General features: G+C 49.3%; 27 protein-coding genes. 10 read left to right on the top strand and 17 right to left on the bottom strand.

The window, feature by feature from the left end:
* Nucleotides 1–43: 43 nt before the first annotated feature.
* Entirely contained in the window at nucleotides 44–616 is a 573-nt protein-coding gene (locus tag RSC70_RS01290) for a DedA family protein (protein WP_040046922.1), read from the bottom strand.
* A 291-nt stretch (nucleotides 617–907) separates the two neighbouring features.
* On the opposite strand from RSC70_RS01290, the gene chaA reads away from it, so the two are divergent.
* From chaA to RSC70_RS01275, 3 genes are all read left to right on the top strand, one after another.
* Entirely contained in the window at nucleotides 908–2,017 is a 1,110-nt protein-coding gene (gene chaA / locus RSC70_RS01285; RefSeq protein WP_040046923.1) for a sodium-potassium/proton antiporter ChaA, read from the top strand.
* A gap of 184 nt (nucleotides 2,018–2,201) precedes the next feature.
* Nucleotides 2,202–2,486 (top strand): type II toxin-antitoxin system TacA family antitoxin, encoded by a 285-nt coding sequence (locus tag RSC70_RS01280; RefSeq protein WP_046457807.1) that lies wholly within the window; start codon nucleotides 2,202–2,204, stop codon nucleotides 2,484–2,486.
* Entirely contained in the window at nucleotides 2,477–2,959 is a 483-nt protein-coding gene (locus RSC70_RS01275; RefSeq protein ID WP_332541426.1) for a GNAT family N-acetyltransferase, read from the top strand. Before RSC70_RS01280 ends, RSC70_RS01275 begins: the two co-directional genes overlap by 10 nt.
* Before the next feature lie 20 nt (nucleotides 2,960–2,979).
* Here the strand turns inward: RSC70_RS01275 and RSC70_RS01270 are convergent, their stop codons facing one another.
* Together RSC70_RS01270 and phoH are read right to left on the bottom strand one after the other, a co-directional pair.
* Complete coding sequence (locus RSC70_RS01270; RefSeq protein WP_043492829.1) at nucleotides 2,980–3,822, bottom strand: DMT family transporter; 843 nt, start codon at nucleotides 3,820–3,822, stop codon at nucleotides 2,980–2,982.
* Between the two features lie 152 nt (nucleotides 3,823–3,974).
* A complete protein-coding gene (phoH, locus tag RSC70_RS01265; protein WP_025801705.1) occupies nucleotides 3,975–4,763 on the bottom strand; it encodes a phosphate starvation-inducible protein PhoH in 789 nt (262 codons plus the stop codon).
* Between the two features lie 534 nt (nucleotides 4,764–5,297).
* Between phoH and RSC70_RS01260 the strand changes: the two genes are divergently transcribed.
* A complete protein-coding gene (locus tag RSC70_RS01260) occupies nucleotides 5,298–5,732 on the top strand; it encodes an Rrf2 family transcriptional regulator (RefSeq protein WP_025801704.1) in 435 nt (144 codons plus the stop codon).
* 89 nt (nucleotides 5,733–5,821) lie between these two features.
* Here the strand turns inward: RSC70_RS01260 and cheZ are convergent, their stop codons facing one another.
* The 12 genes from cheZ to flhD all read right to left on the bottom strand — a co-directional run bounded on the left by cheZ (nucleotide 5,822) and on the right by flhD (nucleotide 18,302).
* Nucleotides 5,822–6,466, bottom strand: a complete 645-nt coding sequence (gene cheZ / locus RSC70_RS01255; RefSeq protein WP_332541425.1) for a protein phosphatase CheZ — start codon at nucleotides 6,464–6,466, stop codon at nucleotides 5,822–5,824.
* Nucleotides 6,467–6,475: 9 nt separating this feature from the next.
* Entirely contained in the window at nucleotides 6,476–6,865 is a 390-nt protein-coding gene (gene cheY, locus RSC70_RS01250; protein ID WP_025801702.1) for a chemotaxis response regulator CheY, read from the bottom strand.
* A 35-nt stretch (nucleotides 6,866–6,900) separates the two neighbouring features.
* Nucleotides 6,901–7,953 carry a protein-glutamate methylesterase/protein-glutamine glutaminase gene (locus tag RSC70_RS01245; protein WP_025801701.1) on the bottom strand — a complete coding sequence of 351 codons (1,053 nt, stop codon included), beginning with the start codon at nucleotides 7,951–7,953 and terminating at the stop codon, nucleotides 6,901–6,903.
* Nucleotides 7,950–8,825, bottom strand: a complete 876-nt coding sequence (gene cheR / locus RSC70_RS01240; RefSeq protein WP_025801700.1) for a protein-glutamate O-methyltransferase CheR — start codon at nucleotides 8,823–8,825, stop codon at nucleotides 7,950–7,952. Before cheR ends, RSC70_RS01245 begins: the two co-directional genes overlap by 4 nt.
* 67 nt (nucleotides 8,826–8,892) lie before the next feature.
* Nucleotides 8,893–10,524 (bottom strand): methyl-accepting chemotaxis protein, encoded by a 1,632-nt coding sequence (locus RSC70_RS01235; RefSeq protein WP_063587645.1) that lies wholly within the window; start codon nucleotides 10,522–10,524, stop codon nucleotides 8,893–8,895.
* A 253-nt stretch (nucleotides 10,525–10,777) separates the two neighbouring features.
* A complete protein-coding gene (gene tsr / locus RSC70_RS01230) occupies nucleotides 10,778–12,442 on the bottom strand; it encodes a methyl-accepting chemotaxis protein (protein WP_063587349.1) in 1,665 nt (554 codons plus the stop codon).
* 241 nt (nucleotides 12,443–12,683) lie between these two features.
* On the bottom strand, nucleotides 12,684–13,178 hold the full coding sequence (cheW, locus tag RSC70_RS01225) for a chemotaxis protein CheW (RefSeq protein WP_040046929.1): 495 nt from the start codon (nucleotides 13,176–13,178) through the stop codon (nucleotides 12,684–12,686).
* Between the two features lie 77 nt (nucleotides 13,179–13,255).
* A complete protein-coding gene (cheA, locus tag RSC70_RS01220; RefSeq protein WP_234619217.1) occupies nucleotides 13,256–15,295 on the bottom strand; it encodes a chemotaxis protein CheA in 2,040 nt (679 codons plus the stop codon).
* A 9-nt stretch (nucleotides 15,296–15,304) separates the two neighbouring features.
* A complete protein-coding gene (motB, locus tag RSC70_RS01215) occupies nucleotides 15,305–16,294 on the bottom strand; it encodes a flagellar motor protein MotB (protein WP_025801695.1) in 990 nt (329 codons plus the stop codon).
* Nucleotides 16,291–17,184: a flagellar motor stator protein MotA gene (motA, locus tag RSC70_RS01210; protein ID WP_040046931.1), complete on the bottom strand. Its 894-nt coding sequence runs from the start codon at nucleotides 17,182–17,184 to the stop codon at nucleotides 16,291–16,293. Before motA ends, motB begins: the two co-directional genes overlap by 4 nt.
* Before the next feature lie 183 nt (nucleotides 17,185–17,367).
* Entirely contained in the window at nucleotides 17,368–17,949 is a 582-nt protein-coding gene (flhC, locus tag RSC70_RS01205) for a flagellar transcriptional regulator FlhC (protein ID WP_025801693.1), read from the bottom strand.
* A 2-nt stretch (nucleotides 17,950–17,951) separates the two neighbouring features.
* The gene (gene flhD / locus RSC70_RS01200) at nucleotides 17,952–18,302 is read right to left on the bottom strand and encodes a flagellar transcriptional regulator FlhD (protein ID WP_025801692.1); all 351 of its coding nucleotides are present in this window, start codon (nucleotides 18,300–18,302) and stop codon (nucleotides 17,952–17,954) included.
* Between the two features lie 1,111 nt (nucleotides 18,303–19,413).
* Here flhD and RSC70_RS01195 point away from each other — a divergent pair.
* The 4 genes from RSC70_RS01195 to RSC70_RS01180 all read left to right on the top strand — a co-directional run bounded on the left by RSC70_RS01195 (nucleotide 19,414) and on the right by RSC70_RS01180 (nucleotide 21,498).
* A complete protein-coding gene (locus RSC70_RS01195) occupies nucleotides 19,414–19,833 on the top strand; it encodes a universal stress protein (RefSeq protein WP_040046933.1) in 420 nt (139 codons plus the stop codon).
* A 160-nt stretch (nucleotides 19,834–19,993) separates the two neighbouring features.
* Complete coding sequence (locus RSC70_RS01190; protein WP_130999429.1) at nucleotides 19,994–20,224, top strand: (4Fe-4S)-binding protein; 231 nt, start codon at nucleotides 19,994–19,996, stop codon at nucleotides 20,222–20,224.
* 10 nt (nucleotides 20,225–20,234) lie between these two features.
* Nucleotides 20,235–20,507, top strand: a complete 273-nt coding sequence (locus tag RSC70_RS01185; protein WP_025801688.1) for a GNAT family N-acetyltransferase — start codon at nucleotides 20,235–20,237, stop codon at nucleotides 20,505–20,507.
* An 85-nt stretch (nucleotides 20,508–20,592) separates the two neighbouring features.
* A complete protein-coding gene (locus RSC70_RS01180) occupies nucleotides 20,593–21,498 on the top strand; it encodes an alpha/beta hydrolase (RefSeq protein ID WP_332541422.1) in 906 nt (301 codons plus the stop codon).
* A gap of 56 nt (nucleotides 21,499–21,554) precedes the next feature.
* Here RSC70_RS01180 and RSC70_RS01175 read toward each other — a convergent pair whose 3' ends face one another.
* Together RSC70_RS01175 and RSC70_RS01170 are read right to left on the bottom strand one after the other, a co-directional pair.
* Entirely contained in the window at nucleotides 21,555–22,058 is a 504-nt protein-coding gene (locus RSC70_RS01175; protein WP_063587352.1) for a DUF2501 domain-containing protein, read from the bottom strand.
* 187 nt (nucleotides 22,059–22,245) lie between these two features.
* The gene (locus tag RSC70_RS01170) at nucleotides 22,246–22,569 is read right to left on the bottom strand and encodes a hypothetical protein (protein ID WP_234619220.1); all 324 of its coding nucleotides are present in this window, start codon (nucleotides 22,567–22,569) and stop codon (nucleotides 22,246–22,248) included.
* Here RSC70_RS01170 and RSC70_RS01165 point away from each other — a divergent pair.
* Complete coding sequence (locus RSC70_RS01165) at nucleotides 22,498–24,210, top strand: penicillin-binding transpeptidase domain-containing protein (RefSeq protein WP_234619216.1); 1,713 nt, start codon at nucleotides 22,498–22,500, stop codon at nucleotides 24,208–24,210. The genes RSC70_RS01170 and RSC70_RS01165 overlap by 72 nt on opposite strands.
* Nucleotides 24,211–24,573: 363 nt before the next feature.
* Nucleotides 24,574–26,181 (top strand): phosphoethanolamine transferase, encoded by a 1,608-nt coding sequence (locus tag RSC70_RS01160; RefSeq protein WP_332541421.1) that lies wholly within the window; start codon nucleotides 24,574–24,576, stop codon nucleotides 26,179–26,181.
* Nucleotides 26,182–26,402: the final 221 nt, after the last annotated feature.

Below are 26,402 nucleotides of genomic sequence, written 5' to 3'. Positions count from 1 at the left end.
GCGCCATGAAATCTGATACAAAGGGCGCGACGCCCTTTGTATTTTACTCATCCTTGTCAGACTGTTTTGAGCGATACCACTTCACACCGATTAATCCCACCAGCAACGCGACCATCAGCACCACAAAGGCGATGCGTCGTTGATGCTCATGGGCAAACAGGCGGAACAGCACCTCGCTGGCGGCATAACCGAGCGTGACAATAATAAATGCCCAAATCGCCGCGCCGATAACATTCAGCAGCACAAACTTGCGCAGCTTAACGCCGGAAGATCCGATGATGATCGGTCCAATGGTGCGGAAACCGTAGGCAAAACGCATCCCTAGGATTAACAGCGTCTCGTGCTCGCGCACTCGCTGTTGAAAGCGTTGGATCTTTTTCTGCTGTCGCTTAAAACGCGCTAAGATCTGACGACCAAACCGCCGCCCCACCAGATACAGCGTAAAATCCCCCGCCGTTGCCCCCAAGAAAGTCATCAACAAAACTAAAGGATAGGACAGTAGATGTTTGTGAGCCGCTGCGCCTGCCAGAAAAGCAATTGTTTCACCCTCAATAATGCTGCCAAGCACCACCGCAACATAGCCGTAATCTGAAATCCACTGGCCTGCATCCGTCATTTTTAGGTTCCTCTCACTTATCTCCCCTTAATGATACCGCAAAAAAGTCATTCCCTTTGGTTTCAGAAAACTAATGAATGTATTCTCAACATTTCCCAAGAGATTAAACGTATCGCGAACTAGCATGATTTAATTGAGCAGACCGTGATAAAAATTCATAAAATAAGTAAAGCTAGGTAAAAACTAATCGATAAAACACATTTTTTTGATAGGCTATACATAGTTTTATCGAAGTATTGATTGGATTTTGCGATTGACCGCCTGCGCATCGTTACACGGAGAATAATCATAATGAAGTCAGAAACTGAAGCATGCCGCGTGAAAACACGGCATAGCGAGTACTCATTAGCTCTACCTGTTATCGCCTTAGTTGTCCTGACTCTGTGGGGCAATACACAGAGTTTACCCGCCGTCGCTGGCATTAATATTCTCGCGCTGATCGCTATATTGAGCAGCGCGTTTAGCGTAGTGCGTCACGCTGACGTGCTGGCACACCGTTTAGGTGAACCGTACGGCTCATTAATTCTGAGCCTTTCCGTGGTTATTCTTGAAGTCAGCCTGATCTCAGCGTTGATGGCTACCGGCGATGCCGCTCCGGCGCTGATGCGCGATACGCTCTATTCCATCGTGATGATCGTCACCGGTGGTTTGGTTGGTTTTTCATTACTGCTCGGCGGACGTAAGTTTGCCACTCAGTTTGTCAATCTGGCCGGTATCAAACAGTATTTAATTACGCTGATCCCGCTGGCGATCATCGTGTTAGTGTTACCGATGACCTTCCCTGGTGGCAACTTCACCACGGGTCAAGCGCTTATGGTGGCGGCTATTTCCGCCGCGATGTACGGCGTGTTCTTGCTGATCCAAACCAAAACTCACCAAAGCCTGTTTGTTTATGAGCATGAAGATGACGGCGATGACCCGACCGATCCACATCACGGCAAACCTTCAGCTCACAGCAGTGCATGGCATGCTGGTTGGCTAGTGGTGCATTTGATTGCCGTTATTGCGGTCACCAAGTTCAATGCCAACCCGCTTGAAAGCCTGCTAAGCACGCTGAATGCGCCGCAGCAGTTCACCGGTTTCTTAGTTGCTCTGCTGATTTTGTCACCGGAAGGATTGGGGGCATTGAAAGCCGTATTGGCCAATCAGGTGCAGCGCGCCATGAACCTGTTCTTCGGTTCGGTGCTAGCCACCATTTCACTGACGGTGCCTGCGGTTACGATTATTGCTACCTTGACCGGCCAGCCGCTGATCTTTGCGCTGGATGCCCCACAGGTGGTGGTGATGGTCGCCGCATTGATGCTGTGTCAGGTTTCATTTAGCACAGGGCGTACTAACGTTCTGAACGGTGCCGCTCACTTGGCCCTGTTTGCCGCGTACCTGATGACGATATTCTTGTAGTCGCCCTGAAATACCTATCATCTCAAAGCGGAGGAACTCATTCCTCCGTTTTGCTTTTTCACAAAGCGCGTTATCAGCACAAGCATCGCCTCTATAGCAAACCGCATTGCGCATGTGTATAGCAATCTGTTACCCGCCCTGCTATTATTTACGTATAGCAATTTGTTACCAATCGGAGATTTCTATGCAAACAACTCCCCGTAAATCTACTCGTAATAAGCAAATAAACGTTCGCGCCAGCGAAGAAGAGAGAGCTGTTATAGACTACGCTGCAAGCCTAGTGAATAAAAATCGGACGGATTTCATCATTGAGAAAGCCGTACATGAAGCCCAAAATATCATTCTCGATCAACGTGTATTTGTCTTGGACGATGCCCGTTATCAGGCTTTTATTGAACAGCTAGAAGCGCCGGTTCAAAATGTTGAAGGTCGCCAACGCTTGATGGATGTGAAACCTGAATGGGAATAAATATCACGTCTCCTGAGTTACTGACCGAAGAGCACGATCTGCAATCTTTCAACAGTGGAAATGATGTGCTCAATGATTGGCTTCGCCGCCGCGCCATAAAAAATCAGTACCTTAATGCCTCCCGCACCTTTGTTATTTGCCTAGAATGTACCAATCGCGTCGTTGGCTATTACTCCCTTGCGACCGGCTCAGTAAGCCACACCGATTTGGGACGTGGCTTGCGCCAGAATATGCCAAACCCCATACCTGTTATTCTGCTGGGCCGCCTTGCCGTTGACGTATCTACTCAGGGTAATAATTTTGGGAAATGGTTACTTAAGGATGCGGTGATGCGCGTCTCTAATCTGGCCGATCAGGTGGGAATTAAGGCCATTATGGTACATGCCATCAATGAGCAAGCGCAGGCGTTCTATGAATACTTTGGTTTTGTTCAGTCTCCCATTGCGCCAAACACGCTGTTCTACAAAATTTAAACACCGTGTTATTGGGGACTTTACCCCAACCGCGACAGCATCACGCCCGTCACAATCACCAAACTGGCGGCGATCCTTGCTTTTCCCATCGGCTCTTTCAGCAACCATACCGAAAATATCATGGCGAATAGCACGCTACTTTCACGCAGCGCGGCAACAACGCCAATCGGCGCCTGAGTCAACGCCCAAATCACAATGCCGTAGGCCAGCAGCGACATCGTTCCCCCCGCTAAACCTACCCGCCAATTGCGCTTAATCTGCCCCCAGGTTTTCCCTCGCTGATGCAGCCATAACAGCGGCAGCATAATGATACCGTTGAGCGTAAACAGCCACAGCGTGTAGGTGAGCGGAGCTTCGGCGGCGCGGGCTCCGGCACCATCTGAAAGCGTATATCCTGCGGTAAACATGGCGGTGATTAAGGCATAGCGCACGGCTTTACCATTCAACTTTCTGCGCCCGCCGCCGCGTAGCGCCATTAGCAGCACACCTGAAACCAACACCAGCGCGCCGATAACGCCGAGCAGAGGCGGATATTCACGCAGAAAAAGCGCGCTGAGCATCATCGCCAACAGCGGCGCACTGCCGCGCGCCAACGGGTAAATTTGGCCGAGATCCCCTTGTCCATAGGCACGGCTGAGAAACAGACAATAGCCAGTGTGCAGCACCAGAGAGAGTAACAGCCACGGCAACGATGAGAGGTTTGGTAAGCCGACCCACGCTAAGCCGCACAGCGAAACCGCGCCGGAGAAAATCGCAATCAGCGCTACGCCAACAAAGCGTTCCTCACCGATTTTAACAAGGGTATTCCAGCTCGCATGCAGCAATGCGGCACACAGCACTGCCAGAAAAACCGGGGTCGTCATACCAACTTCTCACTAAATTAATCGAGATACCAACAGCATAAAGTCTCCACGCTGGATTGTCATAAATACGTCATAGAAGTGTTATGTCTAGGCGATTAAATAAGCAAGGCCACCCGAAGGTGGCCCTGAGAGCAAAATTGGATGGGAAAAGCTTATTGGTATGCGTTTAAGGTGCGCTGGCAAAGCGCCGAGCGAACGCAGTCTTGGCTGTCGAAGCGGATAATACTGACCATCCCATCCTCGGTGAAGCGTTGCAGCGCATCTTCGAGGCCGGATTTCACTCCGCGAGGCAAATCACATTGGGTAATGTCGCCGTTAACCACCACGGTGACGTTTTCCCCCAGACGGGTTAGGAACATTTTCATTTGGCTAGCCGTGACGTTTTGCGCCTCATCGAGGATCACAAAGGCGTTTTCAAAGGTACGGCCACGCATATAAGCGAAAGGTGCAATTTCCACCTTGCCAATTTCAGGACGTAAGCAGTATTGCAGGAATGAAGCCCCTAAACGTCGAACCAGAACGTCATAGACAGGGCGGAAATACGGTGCAAATTTCTCGGACACATCCCCAGGTAAGAAACCGAGATCTTCATCGGCCTGTAATACGGGGCGCGTAACGATAATACGGTCGACTTCTTTATGGATCAGCGCTTCGGCCGCTTTCGCTGCGCTGATGAAAGTTTTCCCGCAGCCTGCTTCGCCTGTTGCGAAGATTAACTGTTTGGATTCAATTGCAGACAGATAAGCGACCTGTGCTTCCGTTCTGGCCGTGACTGGCGCGTTATCACGTTTTTCCCGCGCCATGCCAATGGTTTCAATACCGCCCATCTGAACTAGAGAGGCAGCCTGATCTTCCTCGCGCTGACGTTGACTACGACCATCACGTTTGACTACACGTTTAGCCTCACGACGCGCTCTGATAACAGCTTTCTGTTTTCCCATTTTGGCACCTTACAGTTGGTTTCAATCGTCATTCCACGTTTCATGAACGAACTGTCACTCGCTTATCTGAGAACCTCCTTATAGGAAAGAGACGTGCTTAATACGAACCCACGCGCGAAGCCAATCCCTGCGGCGCGCAGTCGTAACCGATAAAGTGAAAATAGAGGAATGGATAAATTTTTCGGGGAAGAAAGCCGTGACGCCCATTTTGCTGCGTCGACTTTTTGGCTGTCAGAGACAACCTGTTGAGTGGTACTGATTTGACATCGTGCTAGCCCAGGTAAGGACTGTTTCATCCGCGCTCCTCACAAACCTGCTGGTTCAATAACCTGCGTTGATGTGAATACTTCCGTCGCCTCATGAAAATGTACTTCTTAATAATGACAGTATAATGACAGTATAATGACAATGTTAATATTTTCACCATTAATTGTTAATAAAGATTTAACTTTACTATTAATTCTCTGACAGCCAGCCAAAAGCGCCATAATTATGTTATAAACATGGCTAATATTCTTTCTTTTACGCGGCTTCATGAAATTAACCACCTACACCGATTTTGGCTTACGCGCTCTGATGTATCTGGCCTCAATGCCTTACGGTCAGCGCACCAGCGTGGGCGAAATTGCCACCCATTACGATATCTCACGTAATCATATGGTCAAAGTGGTGGCGCAATTAGTGGGGTTAGGCTACATCCATGCGGTGCGCGGCAAAGGCGGCGGCATAGAACTGGGCAAGCCAGCAGCGGAGATAAATATCGGTCAGGTGATCCGTGCGTTAGAGAGTAATCTCAGCGGCATTGACTGCAATTCACCCGGCTGCAAACTGATAAAAATCTGCAAGCTACAGGCCGCGCTAAAAGTCGGCATGGAAGCATTTTTAACGGCGATGGAAGACTTCACGCTGGCCGATTTGGTCAGCAATCGCGGCGAGATTATTGCAATTCTAGGAATTCCAGCAGAGTAATAAACATCAAGGCGGGAAACATTTTCCCGCCTTGATAAGATACCGTGAGAACGTCACCAACACATCGGTGCAACGCCAGCCTTAGGTGATTAGAAGCCTAAACTTCCCAGCAAATCATCCACCTGCTCCTGATTCGCCACAATACCTGGGCCGTTTTGGTTCATCTGCGGACCATTAAGCAAACCATCGTTGTCACGTTTTGGTTTCGCCGTCACGTCTGGAATGTTTTCGACCAACACCGCCAACAGTTCTTTTTCGATTTCTTGCACCACGCCCATCATGCGCTTGATCACCTGACCCGTCAGGTCTTGGAAATCCTGTGCCATCATAATTTCAAGCAGCTGAGCATGCGTGAACGCCGTGTGTTCTGGCACCGTAGCCAAATAGCTGCGGGTGTCAGAAACCAAAACGCGCGCATCAGAAAGCTCGATAGGATTTTCAAACCACTCATCCCAACGCACTTTTAAATCTGTCGCCCCTTTTTCTAACGTCGTTTGACGTGGCTGAGCCGCTTCAACACAGTTTAAAGCACGCTCTGCGGCCTGAGCCGTCATCTGCACCACATAATCTAAACGATCGCGGGCATCTGGAATCGCTTCTGCCGCCTGTGCAATAGCCTGATCCAGCCCAAGTTCTTTTAGGCTGTCGCGCAACATGCGAGTTAATTGCCCAATTCGAGCAATAATATCGTTGGCCGTCGCCGCATCAGTTGCAGGCATAGGATGTTCGTTCATTGTGACTCCTTAGATCCCCAACTTTTCAAAAATCTTATTCAGCTTTTCTTCTAGCGTTGCTGCCGTAAACGGTTTAACGACGTAGCCGCTGGCACCTGCCTGCGCTGCTGCAATAATGTTTTCTTTTTTCGCTTCCGCGGTCACCATCAATACCGGTAATGTTCCCAGACTGCCGTCGGCGCGAATCGCCTGCAACAGTTGCAGACCATCCATGTTAGGCATATTCCAATCGGAAACCACAAAATCAAACGCCCCTGTGCGCAGCTTGGTTAACGCATCCGCGCCATCTTCCGCTTCTTCTACATTGTTAAAACCCAGCTCTTTAAGCAGGTTTCTTACGATGCGGCGCATTGTGGCAAAATCATCGACAACCAAAAAACGCAGATTCTTATCCGCCATACTGACTCCTCAAAAGTCCCCCTCAGCAGGGAACGTTAAATACGCAGCGCCTGTCCGGCACTAATTTGCGTCAGCATTCGCTGACTGACTTGTTGCAGATCGACCACTTCATCGACGCCGCCCGTTAAAATGGCCTCTCTCGGCATGCCAAACACCACACAACTGGCTTCATTTTGCGCGATAGTATAAGCCCCTGCCTGATGCATTTTGAGCATTCCCGCTGCGCCATCGTTACCCATACCGGTTAAAATCACGCCCACCGCGTTGCGTCCTGCATAGCGCGCCACTGAGTCAAACAGCACATCAACCGAAGGCCGATGACGGTTAACCGCAGGGCCTTGATGCAGGCGCACAATATAGTTGGCCCCGCTGCGCGCCAGCTCCAGATGCATATCCCCCGGCGCAATATAGGCATGCCCTGGCAATACACGTTCGCCCTCTTCGGCTTCTTTAACGGTGATCTGGCACAGTTTGTTCAGACGTTCGGCAAACGAACGCGTAAACCCTGGTGGCATATGCTGCGTAATCAGCAGCGCCGGGCTTGATGAAGGCAGCGGCTGTAGCACATGGCGAATCGCCTCGGTTCCGCCCGTTGATGCACCAATCGCAATCAGTTTTTCACTGCTGAGCAACGGGGTATGGCTAAGCGTCACCGGCTTCACCGGCATCGTGCCACGCGCAGGCAGACGCGCTTTCGCCGCCGCACGCACTTTATCGGCAATCATTTCGCTGTAGGCCAGCATGCCTTCGCGGATACCAAGCTGAGGTTTGGTGACGAAATCCACCGCGCCAAGCTCAAGCGCCCTAAGCGTAATTTCTGAGCCTTTACCCGTTAGCGATGACACCATCACCACCGGCATCGGACGTAAACGCATCAGCTTTTCAAGAAAATCGATGCCATCCATGCGTGGCATTTCAACGTCTAGCGTGAGCACCTGCGGATTAAATTTTTTGATCAGATCGCGGGCCACCAGCGGATCTTGCGCCACCGCGACCATTTCCATATCAGGATGGCTATTAATAATCTCGGTCATCAATTGACGCATCAGCGCTGAATCATCAACGCACAACACCCGAATTTTACTCATCGACTCTCCTTGGACAGCCCATACACGGTTTGTCCGCGCAAATAAAACTCTTGGCTGATATGGCTAAAGTTTTCCGAATGCCCCGCAAACAACAACCCGCCGGGTTTCAATAGTTTGATAAAACGATTGAGAATGCGCGCCTGAGTTTCTTTATCGAAATAAATCATTACGTTGCGACAAAATATGGCGTCAAACGGCCCCGGCAGATCCCACTGAGGAGCCAGCAGATTCAGCATTTGAAACTGTACTCGCTGGGCAAGCTCTGGCCTGACACGGACGAAGCCCTCCTGCGGCCCTGTACCACGCAGAAAAAAGCGTTGTAGCTGCGAAGGCGTAAGATGCTTGGTTTCTTCTTGTCGATAAACGCCACGCACCGCTTTCTCTAACACCTGTGTATCGATATCGCTCGCCCAGACCTGCGGCCCCACCGGCGTCGTGCCTAATGCTTCCGCAAGGGTCATCGCGATCGAATAAGGCTCTTCTCCCGAAGAAGCCGCCGTACTCCACACGCAGTAGTTGTGTGGACGCTTACGCGCATGCTCCGCCAAAATCGGGAAGTGGTGCGCTTCGCGAAAAAAAGCGGTTAAATTCGTGGTTAATGAATTAATAAACGTTTGCCACTCTCCGTGGCTCTGGCTGCTTTCCAATAGCGCCAGATACGCGCCAAAATCATTCAGATTCAGCGCGCGTAAACGCCGCACTAGTCGGTTATAAACCATCTCCCGCTTATGGTCGGCCAACACAATCCCTGCGTGTTGGTAAATAAGTTGGCTGATGCGACGAAAATGGGCGTCTGCCAGAGGCACTCTCTGCATCATCAATGCAGGTACCTGAGCATCATCGTTTCCTGACTGTGTAAATAAATTCGCCATCACTCACCCAATTTGCAATACGCGGGCAGAAAACCTCCGCCCGCGATTAACTACCGTTTAGCCGGTGCTAAATCGGTTGCCATACATCTTTGTCCTTGGGCAGCGACTGCTCTGAGCTGGCAATAGGATCATCGACAACTCGGGCAGCGGGTGCTGATACCAGATGGAACGCGGCAACAGAGCGGGTTAGAGCATTTGCTTGTTCTTCAACCGCCTGCGTCGCTGATGCAGCCTCTTCGACCAGTGCCGCGTTCTGCTGCGTCACCTGATCCATTTGCGTTACCGCCAGGGCAACTTGTTCTATGCCTCGGCTCTGTTCATCGGAAGCAGAGGAGATTTCCCCCATAATGTCGGTAACGCGAGCCACCGAACGCACCACTTCATCCATGGTGTTACCGGCGTTTTCAACCAGCGCCGATCCCTGCTTCACACGGCTGACCGAATCATCAATCAGCCCTTTAATTTCTTTTGCCGCCTGCGCGCTGCGCTGCGCCAAATTACGAACCTCTCCAGCGACCACGGCAAAACCGCGACCTTGTTCACCGGCACGTGCCGCCTCAACCGCCGCATTCAGTGCCAGAATGTTGGTTTGGAAAGCAATGCCGTCGATCACGCTGGTGATATCACCAATTTTCTGCGAACTGGTGGCAATCTCGTGCATGGTGCGTACTACGTTACCCACAATTTCGCCGCCGGACGTTGCCGTTCCCGAGGCTTCTTTAGCCAAGCGTGCCGCCTGACGTGCGTTATCGGCGTTTTGTTTCACCGTTGCAGTCAGCTGTTCCATGCTGGCCGCGGTTTCTTCCAGCGACGCGGCCTGCTGTTCGGTACGCGAAGAGAGATCGTTGTTACCCGATGCAATCTCTTGCAGACCGTTATAAATCGCATCAGATCCTTGGCGGACGGTTAATACCGTCTTAGCCAGCGACTGCTGCATTTTTTGTAGGCTGCCAAATAGCTGACTCAGTTCATTACGGCCAAAAACGTGAATTTCGGCTGAAAGATCGCCTTCAGCAATGCGATCAAAATGCGCCCGCATGGTATTCAGCGGACCAATCAGCATTTTGCGCAGCCAATACAGCGAGCATAAAATCACGATAATCAGCATTGCTACGGCACCCACCACCATTAGCATTGAGAGGGTGTAGGAGTTTTTATTTTCCGTTGCCGATTTTGCCAACACATCATCTACGTGCTGGGTGTAGGCCTGCGTCTGGACTTCAAACAGGTCTTGGACTTTCTGCGTAGGCTGATCCATGAAGCCTTGCAGATCACCTTTCTCTAATAACGCAATGAGCTCGCGTAGCGTGGTACGGAGATTTTCGTAGCTCACTTTGGTGGTTTCGGTCAGCTCAATACCTTCTTTGGTCACACGCGGTATGGCTAAGAACTGATTAAAATAGAGATCCGCTTTTTGCAGCGATGATCGCGTGCCCGCCATCAGCTCATTCACTTTTTCCTGCGGGACTTTCAACGCAGCCCTAGTGCCAGCACGGTTAAGCGTGTTACGTGCCTGTAGCAAAGCAACCCATGACTGATTCAGCGCTTCTCGCTGATCGTTAACGATCTGAACGTTAGAAAAGTTGTTGTTATCGGAACGAATCGACATAAACGACAAGCCGGTAGATCCTAATTGCAGCAGACAAAACACCATCAGCAGCAGGAATAGACTGGTTGATACTCGGATTCGGTTAAACACGATGCTTTCCTTTTGGGCCGGTTCGTTTGTAGGGTACCCGGCACTGTCACGTTTAATGATTTCCAACGCCATTGGCGCCGTGTTGCCAGCGACAACGCCAATGCGTGGAAGACATACTCATAATTTCAAGGTGCAGCTCGCTTAAACATAAAGCACATAAATACATTTCAGCTTTTCTGTGAGGCAGTTTTGGCTGCCACACAGACGGTGATCTTCGCCACCGTGTTGCTGTTTAGATCGTCATAGCGAAAACTTAAAACGTTTCCCAATTGTCCCCAGTCTCCGCAGCCGCGATACGCGGTGCAGGCGTGGAAATAACCGGTTTGACGCTACGGCTTTCGCCGATGTCTTCTTTGAAGTCTTGTTGGATACGGAATACAGATACAGCCTGCGTTAGCATGCTGGCCTGCTCTTCCAAAGCAGCCGCAGCAGAGGCCGATTCTTCAACCAACGCGGCGTTTTGCTGGGTAACGCGGTCCATTTCAGACACCGCCTGACCGACCTGATCGATCCCACGGCTTTGCTCATCCGACGCAGAGGCAATTTCCCCCATAATGTCGGTGACGCGCGTCACCGCACTGACGATATCGCCCATGGTTTCGCCCGCGCTTTCCACTAAGGTAGAACCGATATCCACGCGATTAACGGAATCTTCAATCAGGCCTTTGATCTCTTTAGCGGCCTGAGCACTGCGCTGGGCGAGGTTTCGAACTTCACCGGCTACAACCGCAAAACCGCGCCCTTGCTCACCGGCACGCGCGGCTTCAACGGCCGCATTCAGCGCCAGAATATTGGTTTGGAAAGCGATACCGTCGATCACGCTGGTGATGTCAGCAATTTTTTGCGAGCTGCCCGCAATTTCGTGCATGGTTTGCACCACGTTAGCCACGACTTTGCCGCCGCGCTGTGCGGTTTCAGAGGCACTCAACGCAAGATGGCTAGCCTGACGCGCATTTTCGGCGTTTTGTTTTACCGTTGCCGTTAGCTGTTCCATGCTGGCAGCGGTTTCTTCTAGCGATGCGGCCTGCTGTTCGGTACGTGAAGAGAGATCGTTATTGCCGGCTGAGATTTCACTCGCCCCGCTATAAATAGCGTTAGCACCCTGGCGAACGTTACCCACGGTACGCACCAACTCACCCTGCATATGTTTAAGGCTTGCCGCTAACTGCCCCATTTCATTGGTGCCACTAACATCAATGCTGCGCGCCAGATCACCGTTGGCAATATGCTTGATACTGCCAATTAAGCGGTTCAACGGCACGATGAGCGTTCTGCGGATACCAAACCAAACCAGAATAATCGCGGCGGCGACCAAGGCGAGAACGCCGACTAAGATCCACATCGCCATGCTGTAAGAGCTGTTGTTATCATCAACGGCTTCCTGATACAGACGATCGTTTTGAGTCAGATAGGTGACGTAGCTTTTCTCAAAGCCATCTTGATAACCCTGAGTCGGCTGGTCAAAGAACTCATTGATTTTGCCAGTAGACAATAACTGAATAAGTTCAGACAGCGCGCCGTGCAGGATGTCATAGTGACGTTTTAATTCGGCTGTCGCATCTTGGCTTTGACGCGGATCGATAGGCAGCGCTTCATATTCGGCCCAACGACCTTCAGCCTGTTGCAGCGTAGTTTTGGCAATTTGCAGTAAATCATCGACCGTCGCACCGCTGCCCGTTTTGTTAACATCCATCATGTAGCGAATGCCAGCACGGTTTAGCGTGTTTCGTGTTTGCAGCAAGGCTACCCAACTTCCGTTCAGCGTAGACTGCTGCTGTCGGATGGTTTGTAAAACAGTGAAGTTTTCCTTGTCGTTTTTCAGGGCGTTAAAGAACAATCCTCCGGATGTCATTTGCAAAATACCAAACAACCCCAGCACCAACAGCAAACTGGTGACAACTTTTATACGGTTTAACATGGTTTCTCATTCTCGGTACGTCGGATAGAAGGGATATCGGCGTAGCTGAGAAAAACTTTATGGGGAAAGTATTTTTTATTCGGAGTTTTTGTTGCGGAGTTTTTGCTACCCCCTCCCAGCTTCCCCCTTCTCAGGGGGAGGGGCACACCGAGCGCTGAGGATAAAATAGAGCTAAGTTCGGCTCCCTCCCCTGCGAAGGGGAGGGTTGGGGTGGGGTCATTTCAATGGGGCAATATCAAAGTTACACCGTAACACTTTCCACCAACGCCATTTCCTCACTGCTTAACAGCTTTTCAATATCAACCAAAATCAGCATTCGTTCGCCCAGCGAACCTAAGCCGGTGAGATATTCGGTCGATAACGTGACGGCAAATTCAGGGGCAGGACGGATCTGATCGGTGGTTAACGACAGCACGTCAGATACACCATCAACCACAATACCAACTACGCGCTGGCTAAAGTTGAGCACGATCACCACGGTATTATCGTTATAGGTCACGTTTTCTTGTAAGAACTTCACACGCAGATCGATGATCGGCACAATGACGCCGCGTAGATTGGTGACACCTTTGATAAACGCAGGCGTATTAGCAATACGCGTGACCTGATCGTAGCCACGGATCTCTTGTACTTTTAAAATATCGATGCCGTATTCTTCATCGCCGAGAGTGAAAACCAGAAACTCCTGCCCTACAGTTTCTCCCGCCAGTTTGGTTACAGAAGCCAGTCCTGTCATGTTAGTTCACCTTTATGCACAAATTACTTGGGTATAAGAGCCAGCAGTCACCTGCTGGCTAAAATAAAACGTTCACGCTATGCCGCAGATACCGCGACGCGTTTTTCACGGTTGATGTTCTGCAACGCGGCGACGTCCACAATCAACGCGACGCTACCATCACCGAGGATCGTAGCAGCTGAAATCCCTGGTACTTTTCGATAGTTGGTTTCCAGGTTTTTCACCACCACTTGATGCTGCCCAACGAGCTGATCGACCAGCAACGCATAGCGACGTCCCGCACTTTGCAAGATGACCACAATGCCCTGCATAGCATCAGTTTTAGCCCCTTGTACTTCAAACACGCTGTACAGTTCAACCAGCGGTAAGTATTCGCCGCGCACTTGCAGCACGCGCTCGCCGCCCGCTAACGGATAGAGATCTTCTTCACGAGGCTGAAGGGATTCCATCACCGCATTTAATGGCAGAATGAAGACTTCGTTATTCACTTTAACGGACATGCCATCGAGAATTGCCAGCGTTAACGGCAACACGATGCGGATCGTGGTGCCCTTCCCACCCTGCGATTGAATTTCAACGTGGCCGCCCATCTCCTGAATATTTCGCTTCACAACGTCCATACCCACGCCGCGTCCAGACACGTCGGTGACCTGTTCTGCGGTGGAGAAGCCCGGTGCGAAAATCAGCAATCCAACTTCGTCGTCGGTCATGCTGTCGCTGACCGCCATACCCTGAGAACGCGCCTTCGCCAAAATGCGCTCACGGTTCAGCCCTGCACCGTCATCACGGACTTCGATGTAGATATTGCCGCCCTGATGTTCCGCAGAAAGCGTCAGATTTCCAACCGCGCTTTTTCCCGCTGCGACACGAACTTCGGGTGTTTCAATGCCGTGATCGAGGCTGTTGCGTACCAAGTGCGTTAGCGGATCGATAATGCGTTCAATCAGGCTCTTATCTAATTCGGTTGAGCTTCCGAGCAGGGTAATTTCTACCTGCTTGTTTAGCTTACTGGCTAGATCGCGTACCTGACGTGGGAAGCGGCTGAATACGTACTCCATCGGCATCATTCGAATCGACATCACCGACTCTTGCAGGTCGCGCGCGTTGCGCTCTAGCTGACCAAGGCTGTTGAGCAAATCGCCGTGTTCTACCGGATCGAGCATGTCTGAACGCTGCGCGAGCATAGACTGGGTAATCACCAGCTCGCCAACCATGTTAATCAGCTGATCGACCTTCTCCACGGCCACGCGAATACTGGTACTTTCAGCCGCTTTGGCTGGGCGTTTTGGCGCTTCGGTTTGACGCGGGGCGGCCTGCTCAGGAACCAGTTTTAATTCTGGCGCTACGGCTGGTTTAGCTTCTACGGCGGGTGATACAGGCTGAGCGGGCGCTGCGGTATTTTCAGCCGGCGCTCCGTGATTAAACGAAATTTGCTCAGGTTCCAACACAAAGCAGAGAACGGCGGCAATATCGTCTTCGCTGGCCGTCGTCTCCAGAATGGCGTCTAATCCGTGCTCGGTTTCAGCGTGTTGGCGGATGGTGCCTAAATTGCCCAGTTCCTCCAGCATCAGCGGTACTTCTTGCGACTTCAGCCCGCATAAGGAAAGAGAAATACACCCTTCTGGCACCGCCATTTCGCCGGTTTCGTTATTGTTGCCTGCGGTAGTTGCACTCTCTTGCGCGACCACTTTGAGATGTTGACCGTCGGCGGCCTCGGGCTCATTGGTTTCTTGAGCTTCTAACGCCAGTTGCCTTAATGCCTGACAGATATACTCAAAACTAGCGTGATCGGGATCCTGAGTGGATTTATAGGCATCGAGCTGGTCCTGCATAATATCTTTGGTTTCCAGAAACAGGTTGATGATATCGGTGCTCAGGCGCATTTCATGGCGGCGCGCACCGTCGAGTAGGTTTTCCAGCAAATGCGTGGTTTCTTGCAATATATTGAAACCAAAGGTTCCGGCACCGCCTTTAATGGAGTGCGCGGCACGGAAAATCGCGTTAAGTTGTTCTATATCTGGCTCTTCTGGGTCCAGCTCCAGTAGGTGCTGCTCCATATCTGCCAGCAGTTCATCGGCTTCATCAAAGAACGTTTGATAAAACGCAGTAATATCCATGCTCACAGGTCACCTCTTTTCGGTCGGTGTTGTTGTAATAATGTGGTCATTCATCGGTGCTAATGGACTGGCTTGCACCGGCGACGCCTGTGGCGCAAGGTTTACCGCGCCTCCTACGCTCCACTGCTTCATTGCCGCAGGATTAGAAAAATCCATCTCCTGACTTTCTGAATTCTCATGTTCAATGTTGTGCTGGGCGCTTTTGTTTAACACTAAAATACTGATACGACGGTTTATCGCAGCGTCACTCGATTGGGATTTCAAACTCATGGTGTCGGCCATACCGACCACGCGCAGAATTTTTCCTTCGGCAAGCCCACCGGCGATCAGCTCGCGACGCGATGCGTTGGCGCGATCGGCAGACAGCTCCCAGTTGCTGTAGCCACGTTCGCCGCTGGCGTAAGGCAAGTCATCCGTGTGTCCCGACAGGCTAATTTTGTTCGGAACATCATTCAGAATCGGCGCAATGGCATGCAAAATATCGCGCATATAGGGCTCAACTTTGGCACTGCCGTTTTCAAACATCGGGCGATTCTGGCTATCAATAATCTGAATACGTAAACCTTCGTCCATCATGTTAATCAGCAAATGCGGCTGTAATGCTTTTAGTCTTGGATCGGTCAGGATGAGCTGATCGATTTGTTTGCGCAGTTTTTTAAGCCGTTCGCTGTCTGCTTTGGTGGCTGGGTCCGGCATGGATTTCGCAACCTCGCCCTCTTTTTGCATCATGTCGTCACCACCGCCAGGAATTGGGCTGGTGCTGGCGCTTGAACGGTCGCCGTGAGTTAACGCAACGGCTAGCGGCGTTCGAAAGTACTCGGCAATCTTGGTCAGTTCTTGCGGGCTGGCGATGGCCAGCAGCCACATCACCAAAAAGAACGCCATCATTGCCGTCATAAAATCGGCATAGGCAATTTTCCATGAGCCGCCATGATGCCCCCCCTTATGGGAGGACTTCCGTTTTTTAACCAGAATTATCGGGCGGTTGCCATTTTTCATACTTCCTCTTCCACCGCCGACTGTTGTACCGCAGGCGCTTTCACCTGACGCACATGCTCTTCAAGTTCGATGAACGAAGGGCGCTCGGTGGAGTACAACGTTTTACGTCCGAATTCGACCGCAATTTGTGGCGCGTAGCCATGCAGGCTCGACAGCAACGTGGTTTTCACGCACTGCATCATCTTGACGGTTTCAGCACAGTTTTGGCGCATCAAAGACGCCAACGGAGAGACAAATCCATACGCCAGCAGAATCCCTAAGAACGTACCGACCATCGCATGAGCAATCAGCGCGCCCAGTTCTGCGGCAGGACGATCGGCTGAGGCTAAGGCATGAACAACGCCCATGACGGCAGCCACGATGCCAAAGGCCGGCAGCGAATCTCCGACCATCGCCAAGCTGTCTGCCGGACCTTCAGCCTCGCTTTCGAAGGTTTCAATCTCTTCGTCCATCAGCGCTTCAATTTCAAAAGCATTCATGTTGCCGCTTACCATCAATCTCATGTAGTCCGTGATGAACTCGATGAGGATCTTATCGGCAAGAATTCGGGGATAATTAGAGAAAAGTTCACTTTCTTGCGGGTTTTCAATATCGCGTTCGAGTGTGAGCATGCCTTGCTGGCGTGCTTTCGCCAGTAAGAGATACATCAAACCCATGACTTCCATGTACAGTGCTTTGTTGTATTTAGCACCGCGCCCCAGCTTGGGCAGCGTGCGCAACGTCGCTTTGATGGCTTTGCCGTTGTTGCCAACGATAAATGCGCCAATACCAGCACCGGCAATGATGAGCAGCTCTGCGGGCTGATACAGAGCACCAAGATGCCCCCCAACGATCATGTAACCGCCAAGCACGGCGATAGTTACAACGGCATAACCCAATAGAATAAGCACGCGAATTCCTTAATGCTTAGAATGGAAATTGGGTGTAACGCGCTGTCCAGAAGGACGGAGAAGAAGAATTCAGAAGCCGTCAGATGACGGCTCGATAGGAAGTTAACCGGTGGTTTAGCTAAACAATAGCCTTCTTGCTACCCCACCGATCGTCGACCTATAAGACTGATTGCCTCAATCAAGTTACACCACGCGTTTCTCTTGCTCATTGAGCAATTGTGGGAACATATCGGCAAGATTGTCAGAAAGTTTACGTTTTTTTATCGCACGTGACGGTGGTTGGCACAAACTGCAAACAAACGTGCTGAGCGGTTGATGCGCATGTGCAATAAACGAGCCACCGCAGCAAGAGCATGGAGAAGACTCCAGCATCCCGCTATCCACAAAGCGAACCAATGTCCAAGCGCGTGTCAACGCCAAAACAGGTTGTTCACCCGGCATGACAGGGCATTGTTCAAGATAGAGTTTGTAGGCACGTATCACTGCCTCCACGCCACGGCATAATTTACTGTTAATCATGAAGGCATAGACGTTATAGAACATCGAAGAATGAATGTTCTGTTCCCACGTCATAAACCAATCGGTTGAAAACGGTAACATGCCTTTCGGCGGAGGACTGCCTCGCAGCTCTTTGTAGAGCCGAATAAGGCGACCGCGGCTCAATTGCGTTTCACTTTCTAACATCTGAAGGCGGGCCCCCAGAGAGATAAGCTCCATCGCTAGCTGAATGTCGCGTGCTTCCTGAATAATGCTTTTTTCACTCATTATCAGACTCTTTTGTGAGGGGGGCAGGCATCTGTTGGCGAGAGCTGCTTCAGCAAATGGCTGGAAAGCATAATTCCAGTATGTATCTGCTGGAGATCGTCAACGCGAGACTCTTGCGTCAATTTTTGAATCGTTTCGTGGTCGCTGAAACGGAACTGGCAAACCAACTGGTTAGTTTCAGCTAATTTAACCATCTGTGGCAGGGTTAAGAGAGCCAATGAATCTGCCATTTCATTGTTAATCCCCAGCCTGAACATCGCTGAAGCCTTCTCTTCGTGAATTAGACGCTGTGCTAATAACAAATATGACAAATTGATGTCATAAATATGCTTGAGTATTTCAGAGGTACTCATTACTCCCCCTGTAAAATTTGTTTGCCAACATAATGAAACGCACCATTAACCTGTAACGCTCTAGAGGAGCGAAAAAGTAATGGCGCCTGATAACTATCTACTCAAATGAAAGCCTGACCCTATCAGAGGTCACCCCCCTAAAAAGCGGGGGAATTCAACCGTAATATCTTTGGAGGTTGTATCTTAGATGTACAATTTTTCAGACTTACAATATCTAGGAATTTTACAAGCAAATAAGAATATTCCTGATTCGTGGCAACTCTACCCCCGTTTAAGAGATATATACAACGAGCGCCTCAGGTTAATTTAAGAAAAACGTGACACAGATCACATAAAATCAGTAAATAAATATTACGAATGATTTAATAGTTCATTAATGCGTCAAAGATTGCGACCTCTTCATCGAGTCGCTAAGCGATTGAATATCAAACACATCACATACAAAAAACACATAAAAAAAGCAGGTATTTCGAGTTAAAAATCCTTAAATCTTAAATTAAAAGCTTAAAACGCTACTTATATAGCTTTTATAGATATTTAGCCCTACATCCATGTTGAAAGTATGTTTTCTATAAATAACCCATGTAAATTATGTTGCTGCTAGTATAGATTTTCACTGTCATTTGCAGCATTAAAACGAAACATCATTTTATAATTTTAAGCTATCTTTTTCCCAATGTAGAATAACAGTGAATAATGTGAAATACGTCACGGTGTAATCGGTTTCAGTGCAGACTGAAACCAACTTAATACCTTTCAATTTATGTTTTATTCGGCCTATTTACGCCTCATTAATACCTATAGACTCAATATTTATATGTAATTGCAGAATCTATTTTTGTTTTTAAATACGCTATCCCTAACTCTTTATGGCAATACCACCCAGCAAGAATAACCATAAAGAGGTAGTGGAAATACATAGCTCACGTAGCAATACATTCCCTATATCTACCTTTTTATGCCCTCCTCGCCCACGATGATGCTCGGCAGTCGCTGGATTAGACATAAGTGCTATTTTCCGATGAGGTAAAACTGGTTGTGATTTTCCCCACAGCTTGTCTGTGGTCTATTCTTTATCATGGTTATATTGTCATAGGGAATGGAGGCAGATATGAGCTACAGGAGAGTACTCGTTGCCGTTGCGCAAGCACCGGACAGCATCAAACTCGTTGAGAAAGCCATCGCAATCGTTCGCCCTTATCAGGGTGAAATTACACTACTGACCTTGTGCAATGAGGCCGACCTTTGCTCCAGTTTTGCGGGGGCGATGCTGGGCTCCTTACGTGAGCTTATTCATGAAGAGGCCAATCTGTTTTTAGAGCAGCTACGTTCACAGGCAGACTATCCGATTAGCCGCACTATCGTTTGTAACGGCGAGTTGGCTGATGGCGTGATTTATGCTTGTAACGAGAGCCCGATGGATTTAGTGATTTGTGGTAATCACTGTGAAGGGTTCCTAAAGCGCATTTTAAACTCGGCGACTCACATTATCGACAAAACGCATACGGATGTTTTAATCGTGCCGCTTTAAGGGCGATTCCTAATTTCTGCCTCGTTTGGATACTTATCCACCAGCAAGGCGACGACATTAATGCCGTGAGGGTCATTTTTGGCTAATCTTGATCGGGTTATACACCATAAAGAAGCAGATCGACTCAGTCTGCTCACTGCAATGTCGTAGGAGAACACCCATGGATCAAGATCTACAAGATGCGGGTTACCGCCTGTATCACGGCAAAGAAATTGACGTCTATTTTAATCTCAGCATTTGCCAACATTCTGGTAACTGTGTCAGAGGAAATAGCAACCTATTCAAACTGAACCGCCAACCTTGGATTATGCCTGATAACGTCGATGCAAAAACCGTGATAAGCGTTATCAATACCTGCCCCAGCGGCGCACTGAAATATCGTCAAAAATAGGGAGCTTACGGTGGAAATTCTTGAAGGTAACAACAATTTTTATGTGAATGATGCTCAAGGCAACTTGATTGCTGAGGTTGTTTTTGTGCCAACCGGCGAACATCTGGCCATTATCGACCACACCGACGTAGATGAGAGTTTGAAAGGCCAAGGCGTTGGTAAGCAATTAGTCGCCAAAGTGGTTGAGAAAATGCGTAAAGAAAATCGCAAAATCATTCCACTGTGCCCGTTCGCCAAGCATGAGTTTGACACCACGCCAGAATATCAAGATATCCGTGCCTGATTGTTTTTTGCTTTGGCGTCATGATAGGTCTTGAACCGTTTACTCTCGGCGAGCGCCGAATGCTCAAGACAGAAAAGGAATTCACATGCGTAGTTTTAAAAGTCACCTGTTTAAATATGCTATCAAGCGCCATTTTGCTCATGCCGATCTAGACGATGTGGCCACTATGCGCAAACAAATGGATGAATTGGGAGAGCGACTCCCTCTCGCTCCAGGGACGCACCTTGAAAGCGTTGAGCCATCCGGCATTTATGCTGAATGGCTCACGCCATCCAATGCCCACTCGGATGCCGCTATTCTCTATTTGCACGGTGGCGCCTATCACATGGGATCATGTTCCAGCCACAGATCGATGGCGTCATTTATTGCAGATGCCGCCAAAATACCTTTATTGCTGGCGGATTATCGCTTAGCGCCCGAATCGCCCTATCCTGCCGCGCTCAATGATGCAGAAACCGTTTATCGTTGGTTGCTGACCCAACCAGAAATTAACCCCAAGCGTATTTTTGTAATGGGCGACTCTGCCGGTGGCGGATTGGCCTTAGCACTCACACTGCGGATAAAGTCAGATTTAGCGCTTCCTGTTCCCGCAGGCGTTGCCGTTTTAAGCCCTTGGGTCGATCTTTCGATGAGCGGTGAGTCGGTAAAAACACGCCTCACGCGCGATCCATTTTTTGCACATCACCTCCATCAAGCTGAGCGCTGTGTAAACGCGTACAGTGGTACAGCTGCGTTGACCGATCCGGGCGTTTCTCCACTATTCGGTGATTTAGCTGCGTTTCCGCCGCTATTGATTCAGGTGGGAAGTGAAGAGATTCTGTATAGCGATGCCGAACGTTTTGCCCAAAAAGCTGCAAGCGCCGGTGCTGACGTACATTTATCTCGTTGGCAGGGGATGTGGCATGTTTGGCAATATCTGGTGCCGCGCATGAAAGAGTCTCGATTGGCGATTGCCGAGATTGGTGACTTTTGCCGTAAACAGCTTAAATAAAAAAGGGAGTGGCTACGTATGCCAACTCCCTCAACAACGGCGGTCGTCTTCAGTGATTAAACGAATTTTTTCGCCTGATCCAATACCATGCCGCACACTTTGGTTTTAATTTTTGCCTTCATGTCGGTGGTTAGAGAACCTAAATTGTTCAGATCAACGTCATCTTTACCCTGCAGATCCAAAATTCCGTTCAAACCATTCTGGTAAGATTTGCTATCAGTTTGCGTACCCAACTTACTCAGCAGAGAATCTTTAACAGATTCGATCTTTTGATTACCCGCTGCGAGCACGTTGTTCTGCACGCAGTAGCTCAGCACGCCACCAATGTTTGCGCTGCTGGTAGATTGTAATGCCTGAGAGTTTCCTCCCATCAATGAACCCAACGCGCCGCCCAGCAGTGATGTGCTGTTTGCGCCAGTCGATGTATTCGCACTGCTAGACGAAAGCTGTTCACTTGCGCTTTTCAGTGAGCCCATGAGATCTGCATGAGCTGCGTTCATACCGATAACACCGGCTAAAATCAGGGCCGCACGGCTCAGTTGTTTTAATTTTTGGTTCATATTTAACCTCATTCTCTTAGTGAGACGGATAATAAGGTTGCCTATTAGAGAGATCAATATTTGTTTAATGTATTCCATCTATTAAAGAATAATCTGTATGTATGGTTCATTATCAGTACAATGCACCAGAGAATTCTCACTATTCCTCATTTTCATTTTCTGGCGGCATCGCAGAAAACCGTCATGTTCAGGTCTGGTGCGCCTGCGCGATAAAAAATGAGGTATTTTTAAGCATCATATTTTCAATTGTTTCATTTATTTCAATGATAATTGAAGTGCGAATAAATGTTTCATTTTCCTGCCTTTCCATCCAGTCTCTTTTATAGTTAGCGCATTCCAGCTTCTCGCTTTTAATATTTTGTTTTCTACTGGCAGAACTATGCGCAAAAAAAGCCCATCGAATCCACGTGGCAATTATTTTCAAGGACGATTTGTTCTCATCTGTTTTGGTATTGTCGTTTTTCTTGTTCTTCTGCTTGGCAGAGTGGGCTATCTGCAGTTGATGAACCATCCCCTGCTGGAAAAAGAAGCCGATCAGCGCTCGCTGCGCTCGCTCATTACCCAACCACTGCGTGGCACAATAACCGACCGTGAAGGCCAACCGCTGGCCGTTAGCGTGGCATCAAACGATATTATTGCCGATCCTATTCACGTGCTTGAACGCGATCCCAACCTCACCAGTGCACAATGGCCTTATCTCAGCACAGCCCTTTCTATGCCAGAAAGTGACATTAAAGCGAAGATATTAGAAAACGCTCACAAGCATTTCCTCTATCTTGGCCGTCAGGTTGAATCAAATATTGCTGAATATGTGAATAAACTGCACATCTACGGCATTACAACCCCAGCAGATTCTAGCCGCTATTACCCGATGAGCGACGCCGCCTCTAACCTGATTGGTATCGTCGGTATGGATCAGCAAGGACTGGATGGCATCGAAAGCGGATTCAATAACCTGTTGCAAGGTAAGCCTGGGCATCGTGTGTACCGTAAAGATCGCTACGGCAATGTAGTGAGCCTAATGGAAGACGATCCTGCTCAGCAGGCACCCACACTCAGCTTGAGCATCGACCGCTATTTGCAGTACGCGCTTTATTCTCATCTGCGCGAAGGCGTGCTGCTCAATAAAGCCGATTCTGGTGCAGCGGTACTGGTGGACGTGAACACCGGTGAAATTTTGGGAATGGCGAGCTATCCATCCTACAACCCGAATAACTATCAGGGCGTACCGCAGAAAGATATGCGCAACGTGGCGATCTCTGACAGTTTTGAACCGGGTTCAACGGTAAAACCTCTGGTGGTCATGGCGGGCTTAGAACGTCATTTAATCCGTCCTGATTCGGTTATCGACACAACGCCTTATCCCGTTAATGGGCACTTGATTAAAGACGTGGGCCACTGGTCACGCTTAACCATTACCGGCATTTTACAGAAATCGAGCGACATCGGCGTTTCACATATTGCGCTGGCGATGCCGTCTGACGTGCTAGTGAATCTCTATCATAGCTTCGGCTTAGGGGTATCCACCGGTCTGGGCATCGGCGGCGAAAGCAGCGGCTATTTCCCGTTACACCGCGAACGCTGGTCTGACATTGAACGTGCGACCTTCTCCTTTGGCTATGGCCTGCGCGTCACACCGCTGCAAATGGCGCGCGAATATGCCACCATCGGTTCTTTCGGCGTTTTCCGTCCGGTATCTATTACTAAAGTCACCCCGCCGGTATTAGGAACACGGGTCATGGATGAAAAAACCGTGCGCACCGTGGTTCATATGATGGAAAGTGATGCTCTACCTGGCGGTAGCGGCGTAACTGCCGCCGTTCCGGGCTATCGTCTTGCGATAAAAACCGGTACCGCCGAGAAAATGGGCGACACGGGTAAATACGACGGCGGCTACGTCAACTATACGGCTGGCGTGGCTCCCGCCAGCGATCCTCGCGTTGCATTGGTGGTGATGGTCAACCATCCGAATGCAGGCAAACACTTCGGCGGTTCAGTAGCAGGTCCGGTGTTCGGTCAGATCATGGGCGACGTTTTGCGCCATATGAATATTCCTCCCGATGCCTTAACTGACCAGCAGGCCATCAATTTAAATAACCAAACGCTGACACATAATATACAAAGCACCAACATCGTTCACAAAGGCGCTTAGCGCAGCTCATACCGGATGATATCAACCACGTTGGTGTCATCCGGTGAGGGTGGTTTTTTGTTCTGTTAACCCACTGAGCACTCAAACTTTTCACTGTAAACCCCGACTAAATTTCTGCAATTCGCTGTACTATAAAATTTGCCTCCTAAATCACACTAAGAACCCGCAGTTTCTGTTGCTATTCGAGCTCGCTCGGCATATCTTCTTGCAGCTTTGTGTCTCGACGTTAGGCATGGCGCAAAAAGTAAAATGGAAACTCCCCCATGACACACCAGAGACAATGATGACAGTGACCGTCAACATGCGAGTGGAGATGTATCCCGCGGTTAACTTTGGTGCCCTGCACCCTTTCAGATAATAAAAATGAACTTTACATCAAATCCTTTTGAGCCAAAAAATAAGGCTCGTGAACTACTGAGCCCTTATACCCTGCTCTATTTTGTTCTCGCCGCGCTGATTAATCTGGGCTTAGGCTACGAATTCAGCGCTATTTACGCCGTTGGCCTCGGCTGTTTCTTCTTACTGCTCGGCAGCTACTTACCACGTCTGCAAAAAGCAGTGCTGTTTGTCTGCACCTTAACCGCAGCATTTTACTATCCGTTTGGCCGCGTTTTCGGCCCGCCAAACTTCAACTCGATCCTTTCGCTTTACTCAACTAACCCAGAAGAAGCCGGCGAGATGATGCAGATTTTTCCCTATTGGGACTATCTGATCGCCGTCTTTATCATGATCCTCGGCATCTTTATTTTACGCAGAAAAACGCCGCAAATACGCCGTTGGACAATGGCTAAATCTTTGTTCTTATTTGCTTTCATAGGTGCTTTACTGTTAGCGCCGGTGACAAACCTGCGAGCCGGTGGCGAATTCAAATTAAGCGACACTGGCTATCCGGTGGTGCGTTTTGTCGAGGACGTATCGCACGGGAAGAAAGAAGTTGAAGCCGAAATGGCCCGCATGAAAGAGCTATCTTCGGTGCCAGCCACTTGGCATGTAGACAGCGTTAAAGCCAATCGCCAAGTCTATGTGCTCGTCATTGGCGAAAGCGCCCGCCGTGATGCCCATGGCAGTTTTGGAGGTAAATGGGCCAATACGCCGTTCGAGAGCCAAGTTCCGGGCGTATTCTTCAACGATTATCTTTCTGCGGCACCTTCTACACAGAAATCACTCGGCCAAACGCTGAATCTAGTTCGTGACGGAAAGCCTGAGTACCAAAACAGTATTATTACGTTGGCCAAATCTGCGGGCTTTCATACCTATTGGTTTTCTAATCAGGGGCAAATTGGGCGCTATGACACCGTGGTGGCTAGCGTTGCCAAGCGCGCAGACGATGTACGCTTCTTGAAGAAAGGTGATTTTGAAGACGGTAAAGCCACGTCTGATTTCGATCTACTGCGCTTTACCGATGATGCTTTGCAGGCAACTACCGAAGGGCCAAAACTGGTGGTATATCACCTGATAGGTTCACATCCTAAGGCTTGCGATCGTACCGGTGACCGCTATGAGACTTTTGTTCATTCAAAAGAGACCTCATGCTATCTCTACAGCATTACGCAAACGGACAGTTTTCTCAGCCAGCTGTATAACCAGCTGAAAAGTAGCGGACAAAACTTCTCGATGATCTATTTCTCCGATCATGGCTTAGCATTCCACGAGAAAGGTACCAGTAATGAGTTCCTATCTCACGATGATAAATACCAACAAAACTATCAGGTGCCGTTAATGATGCTATCTTCTGATGACACGCGTCGTCGGGCGATAAAAGCACGCCGCTCAGCTGAAGACTTTTTAGTGCTGTTCTCTGAATGGACGGGAATTAAAAGCCAAGAAATTGCGGCTAAATATCAGTTTATTTCCAACCAAAAGCGCCCTTCGCCAACGGTAATGAACTTTGCATTAAAGCAGGTGCCTTACAGCTCTTTGGGAAACGATCCTTTTACGCCTAAAGCGACACCGGCGACTACGCATAAATAATTCACCAGTCCGGATTTAATCAGCCCTACATTGCAAACTGTGCTGTGGGGCTTTTTTATATCATCTAATTTTCCGCTAACGCTTACCCATTATAGTTATTTCACGCCCCACTACTTCCTTATTATATTGAAATATCCCCCCCATTTTCCTGAGCGAGTAATTATATTATTTCAGTCACATAACAATATTAGTGTCACTCAAACAACACTAAATGTAGCGCT

This window comes from Hafnia sp., from assembly GCF_036648275.1.
Classification (GTDB): domain Bacteria; phylum Pseudomonadota; class Gammaproteobacteria; order Enterobacterales; family Enterobacteriaceae; genus Hafnia; species Hafnia alvei.
This window is presented reverse-complemented; position numbering and strand designations above follow the sequence as displayed.

Coding starts and splice junctions, on each gene's coding strand:
- RSC70_RS01290 (WP_040046922.1), bottom strand. CDS start 616: ATGACGGATGCAGGCCAGTGGATTTCAGATTACGGCTATGTTGCGGTG.
- RSC70_RS01160 (WP_332541421.1), top strand. CDS start 24,574: ATGAACTTTACATCAAATCCTTTTGAGCCAAAAAATAAGGCTCGTGAA.
- tsr (WP_063587349.1), bottom strand. CDS start 12,442: ATGTTAAACCGTATAAAAGTTGTCACCAGTTTGCTGTTGGTGCTGGGG.
- RSC70_RS01270 (WP_043492829.1), bottom strand. CDS start 3,822: ATGACGACCCCGGTTTTTCTGGCAGTGCTGTGTGCCGCATTGCTGCAT.
- flhC (WP_025801693.1), bottom strand. CDS start 17,949: ATGAGTGAAAAAAGCATTATTCAGGAAGCACGCGACATTCAGCTAGCG.
- RSC70_RS01170 (WP_234619220.1), bottom strand. CDS start 22,569: ATGGTTCATCAACTGCAGATAGCCCACTCTGCCAAGCAGAAGAACAAG.
- RSC70_RS01195 (WP_040046933.1), top strand. CDS start 19,414: ATGAGCTACAGGAGAGTACTCGTTGCCGTTGCGCAAGCACCGGACAGC.
- RSC70_RS01275 (WP_332541426.1), top strand. CDS start 2,477: ATGGGAATAAATATCACGTCTCCTGAGTTACTGACCGAAGAGCACGAT.
- RSC70_RS01280 (WP_046457807.1), top strand. CDS start 2,202: ATGCAAACAACTCCCCGTAAATCTACTCGTAATAAGCAAATAAACGTT.
- motB (WP_025801695.1), bottom strand. CDS start 16,294: ATGAAAAATGGCAACCGCCCGATAATTCTGGTTAAAAAACGGAAGTCC.
- RSC70_RS01175 (WP_063587352.1), bottom strand. CDS start 22,058: ATGAACCAAAAATTAAAACAACTGAGCCGTGCGGCCCTGATTTTAGCC.
- phoH (WP_025801705.1), bottom strand. CDS start 4,763: ATGGGAAAACAGAAAGCTGTTATCAGAGCGCGTCGTGAGGCTAAACGT.
- flhD (WP_025801692.1), bottom strand. CDS start 18,302: ATGAGTACCTCTGAAATACTCAAGCATATTTATGACATCAATTTGTCA.
- cheR (WP_025801700.1), bottom strand. CDS start 8,825: ATGGCGAATTTATTTACACAGTCAGGAAACGATGATGCTCAGGTACCT.
- chaA (WP_040046923.1), top strand. CDS start 908: ATGAAGTCAGAAACTGAAGCATGCCGCGTGAAAACACGGCATAGCGAG.
- cheA (WP_234619217.1), bottom strand. CDS start 15,295: ATGGATATTACTGCGTTTTATCAAACGTTCTTTGATGAAGCCGATGAA.
- RSC70_RS01180 (WP_332541422.1), top strand. CDS start 20,593: ATGCGTAGTTTTAAAAGTCACCTGTTTAAATATGCTATCAAGCGCCAT.
- RSC70_RS01245 (WP_025801701.1), bottom strand. CDS start 7,953: ATGAGTAAAATTCGGGTGTTGTGCGTTGATGATTCAGCGCTGATGCGT.
- cheY (WP_025801702.1), bottom strand. CDS start 6,865: ATGGCGGATAAGAATCTGCGTTTTTTGGTTGTCGATGATTTTGCCACA.
- cheZ (WP_332541425.1), bottom strand. CDS start 6,466: ATGAACGAACATCCTATGCCTGCAACTGATGCGGCGACGGCCAACGAT.
- RSC70_RS01190 (WP_130999429.1), top strand. CDS start 19,994: ATGGATCAAGATCTACAAGATGCGGGTTACCGCCTGTATCACGGCAAA.
- cheW (WP_040046929.1), bottom strand. CDS start 13,178: ATGACAGGACTGGCTTCTGTAACCAAACTGGCGGGAGAAACTGTAGGG.
- RSC70_RS01260 (WP_025801704.1), top strand. CDS start 5,298: ATGAAATTAACCACCTACACCGATTTTGGCTTACGCGCTCTGATGTAT.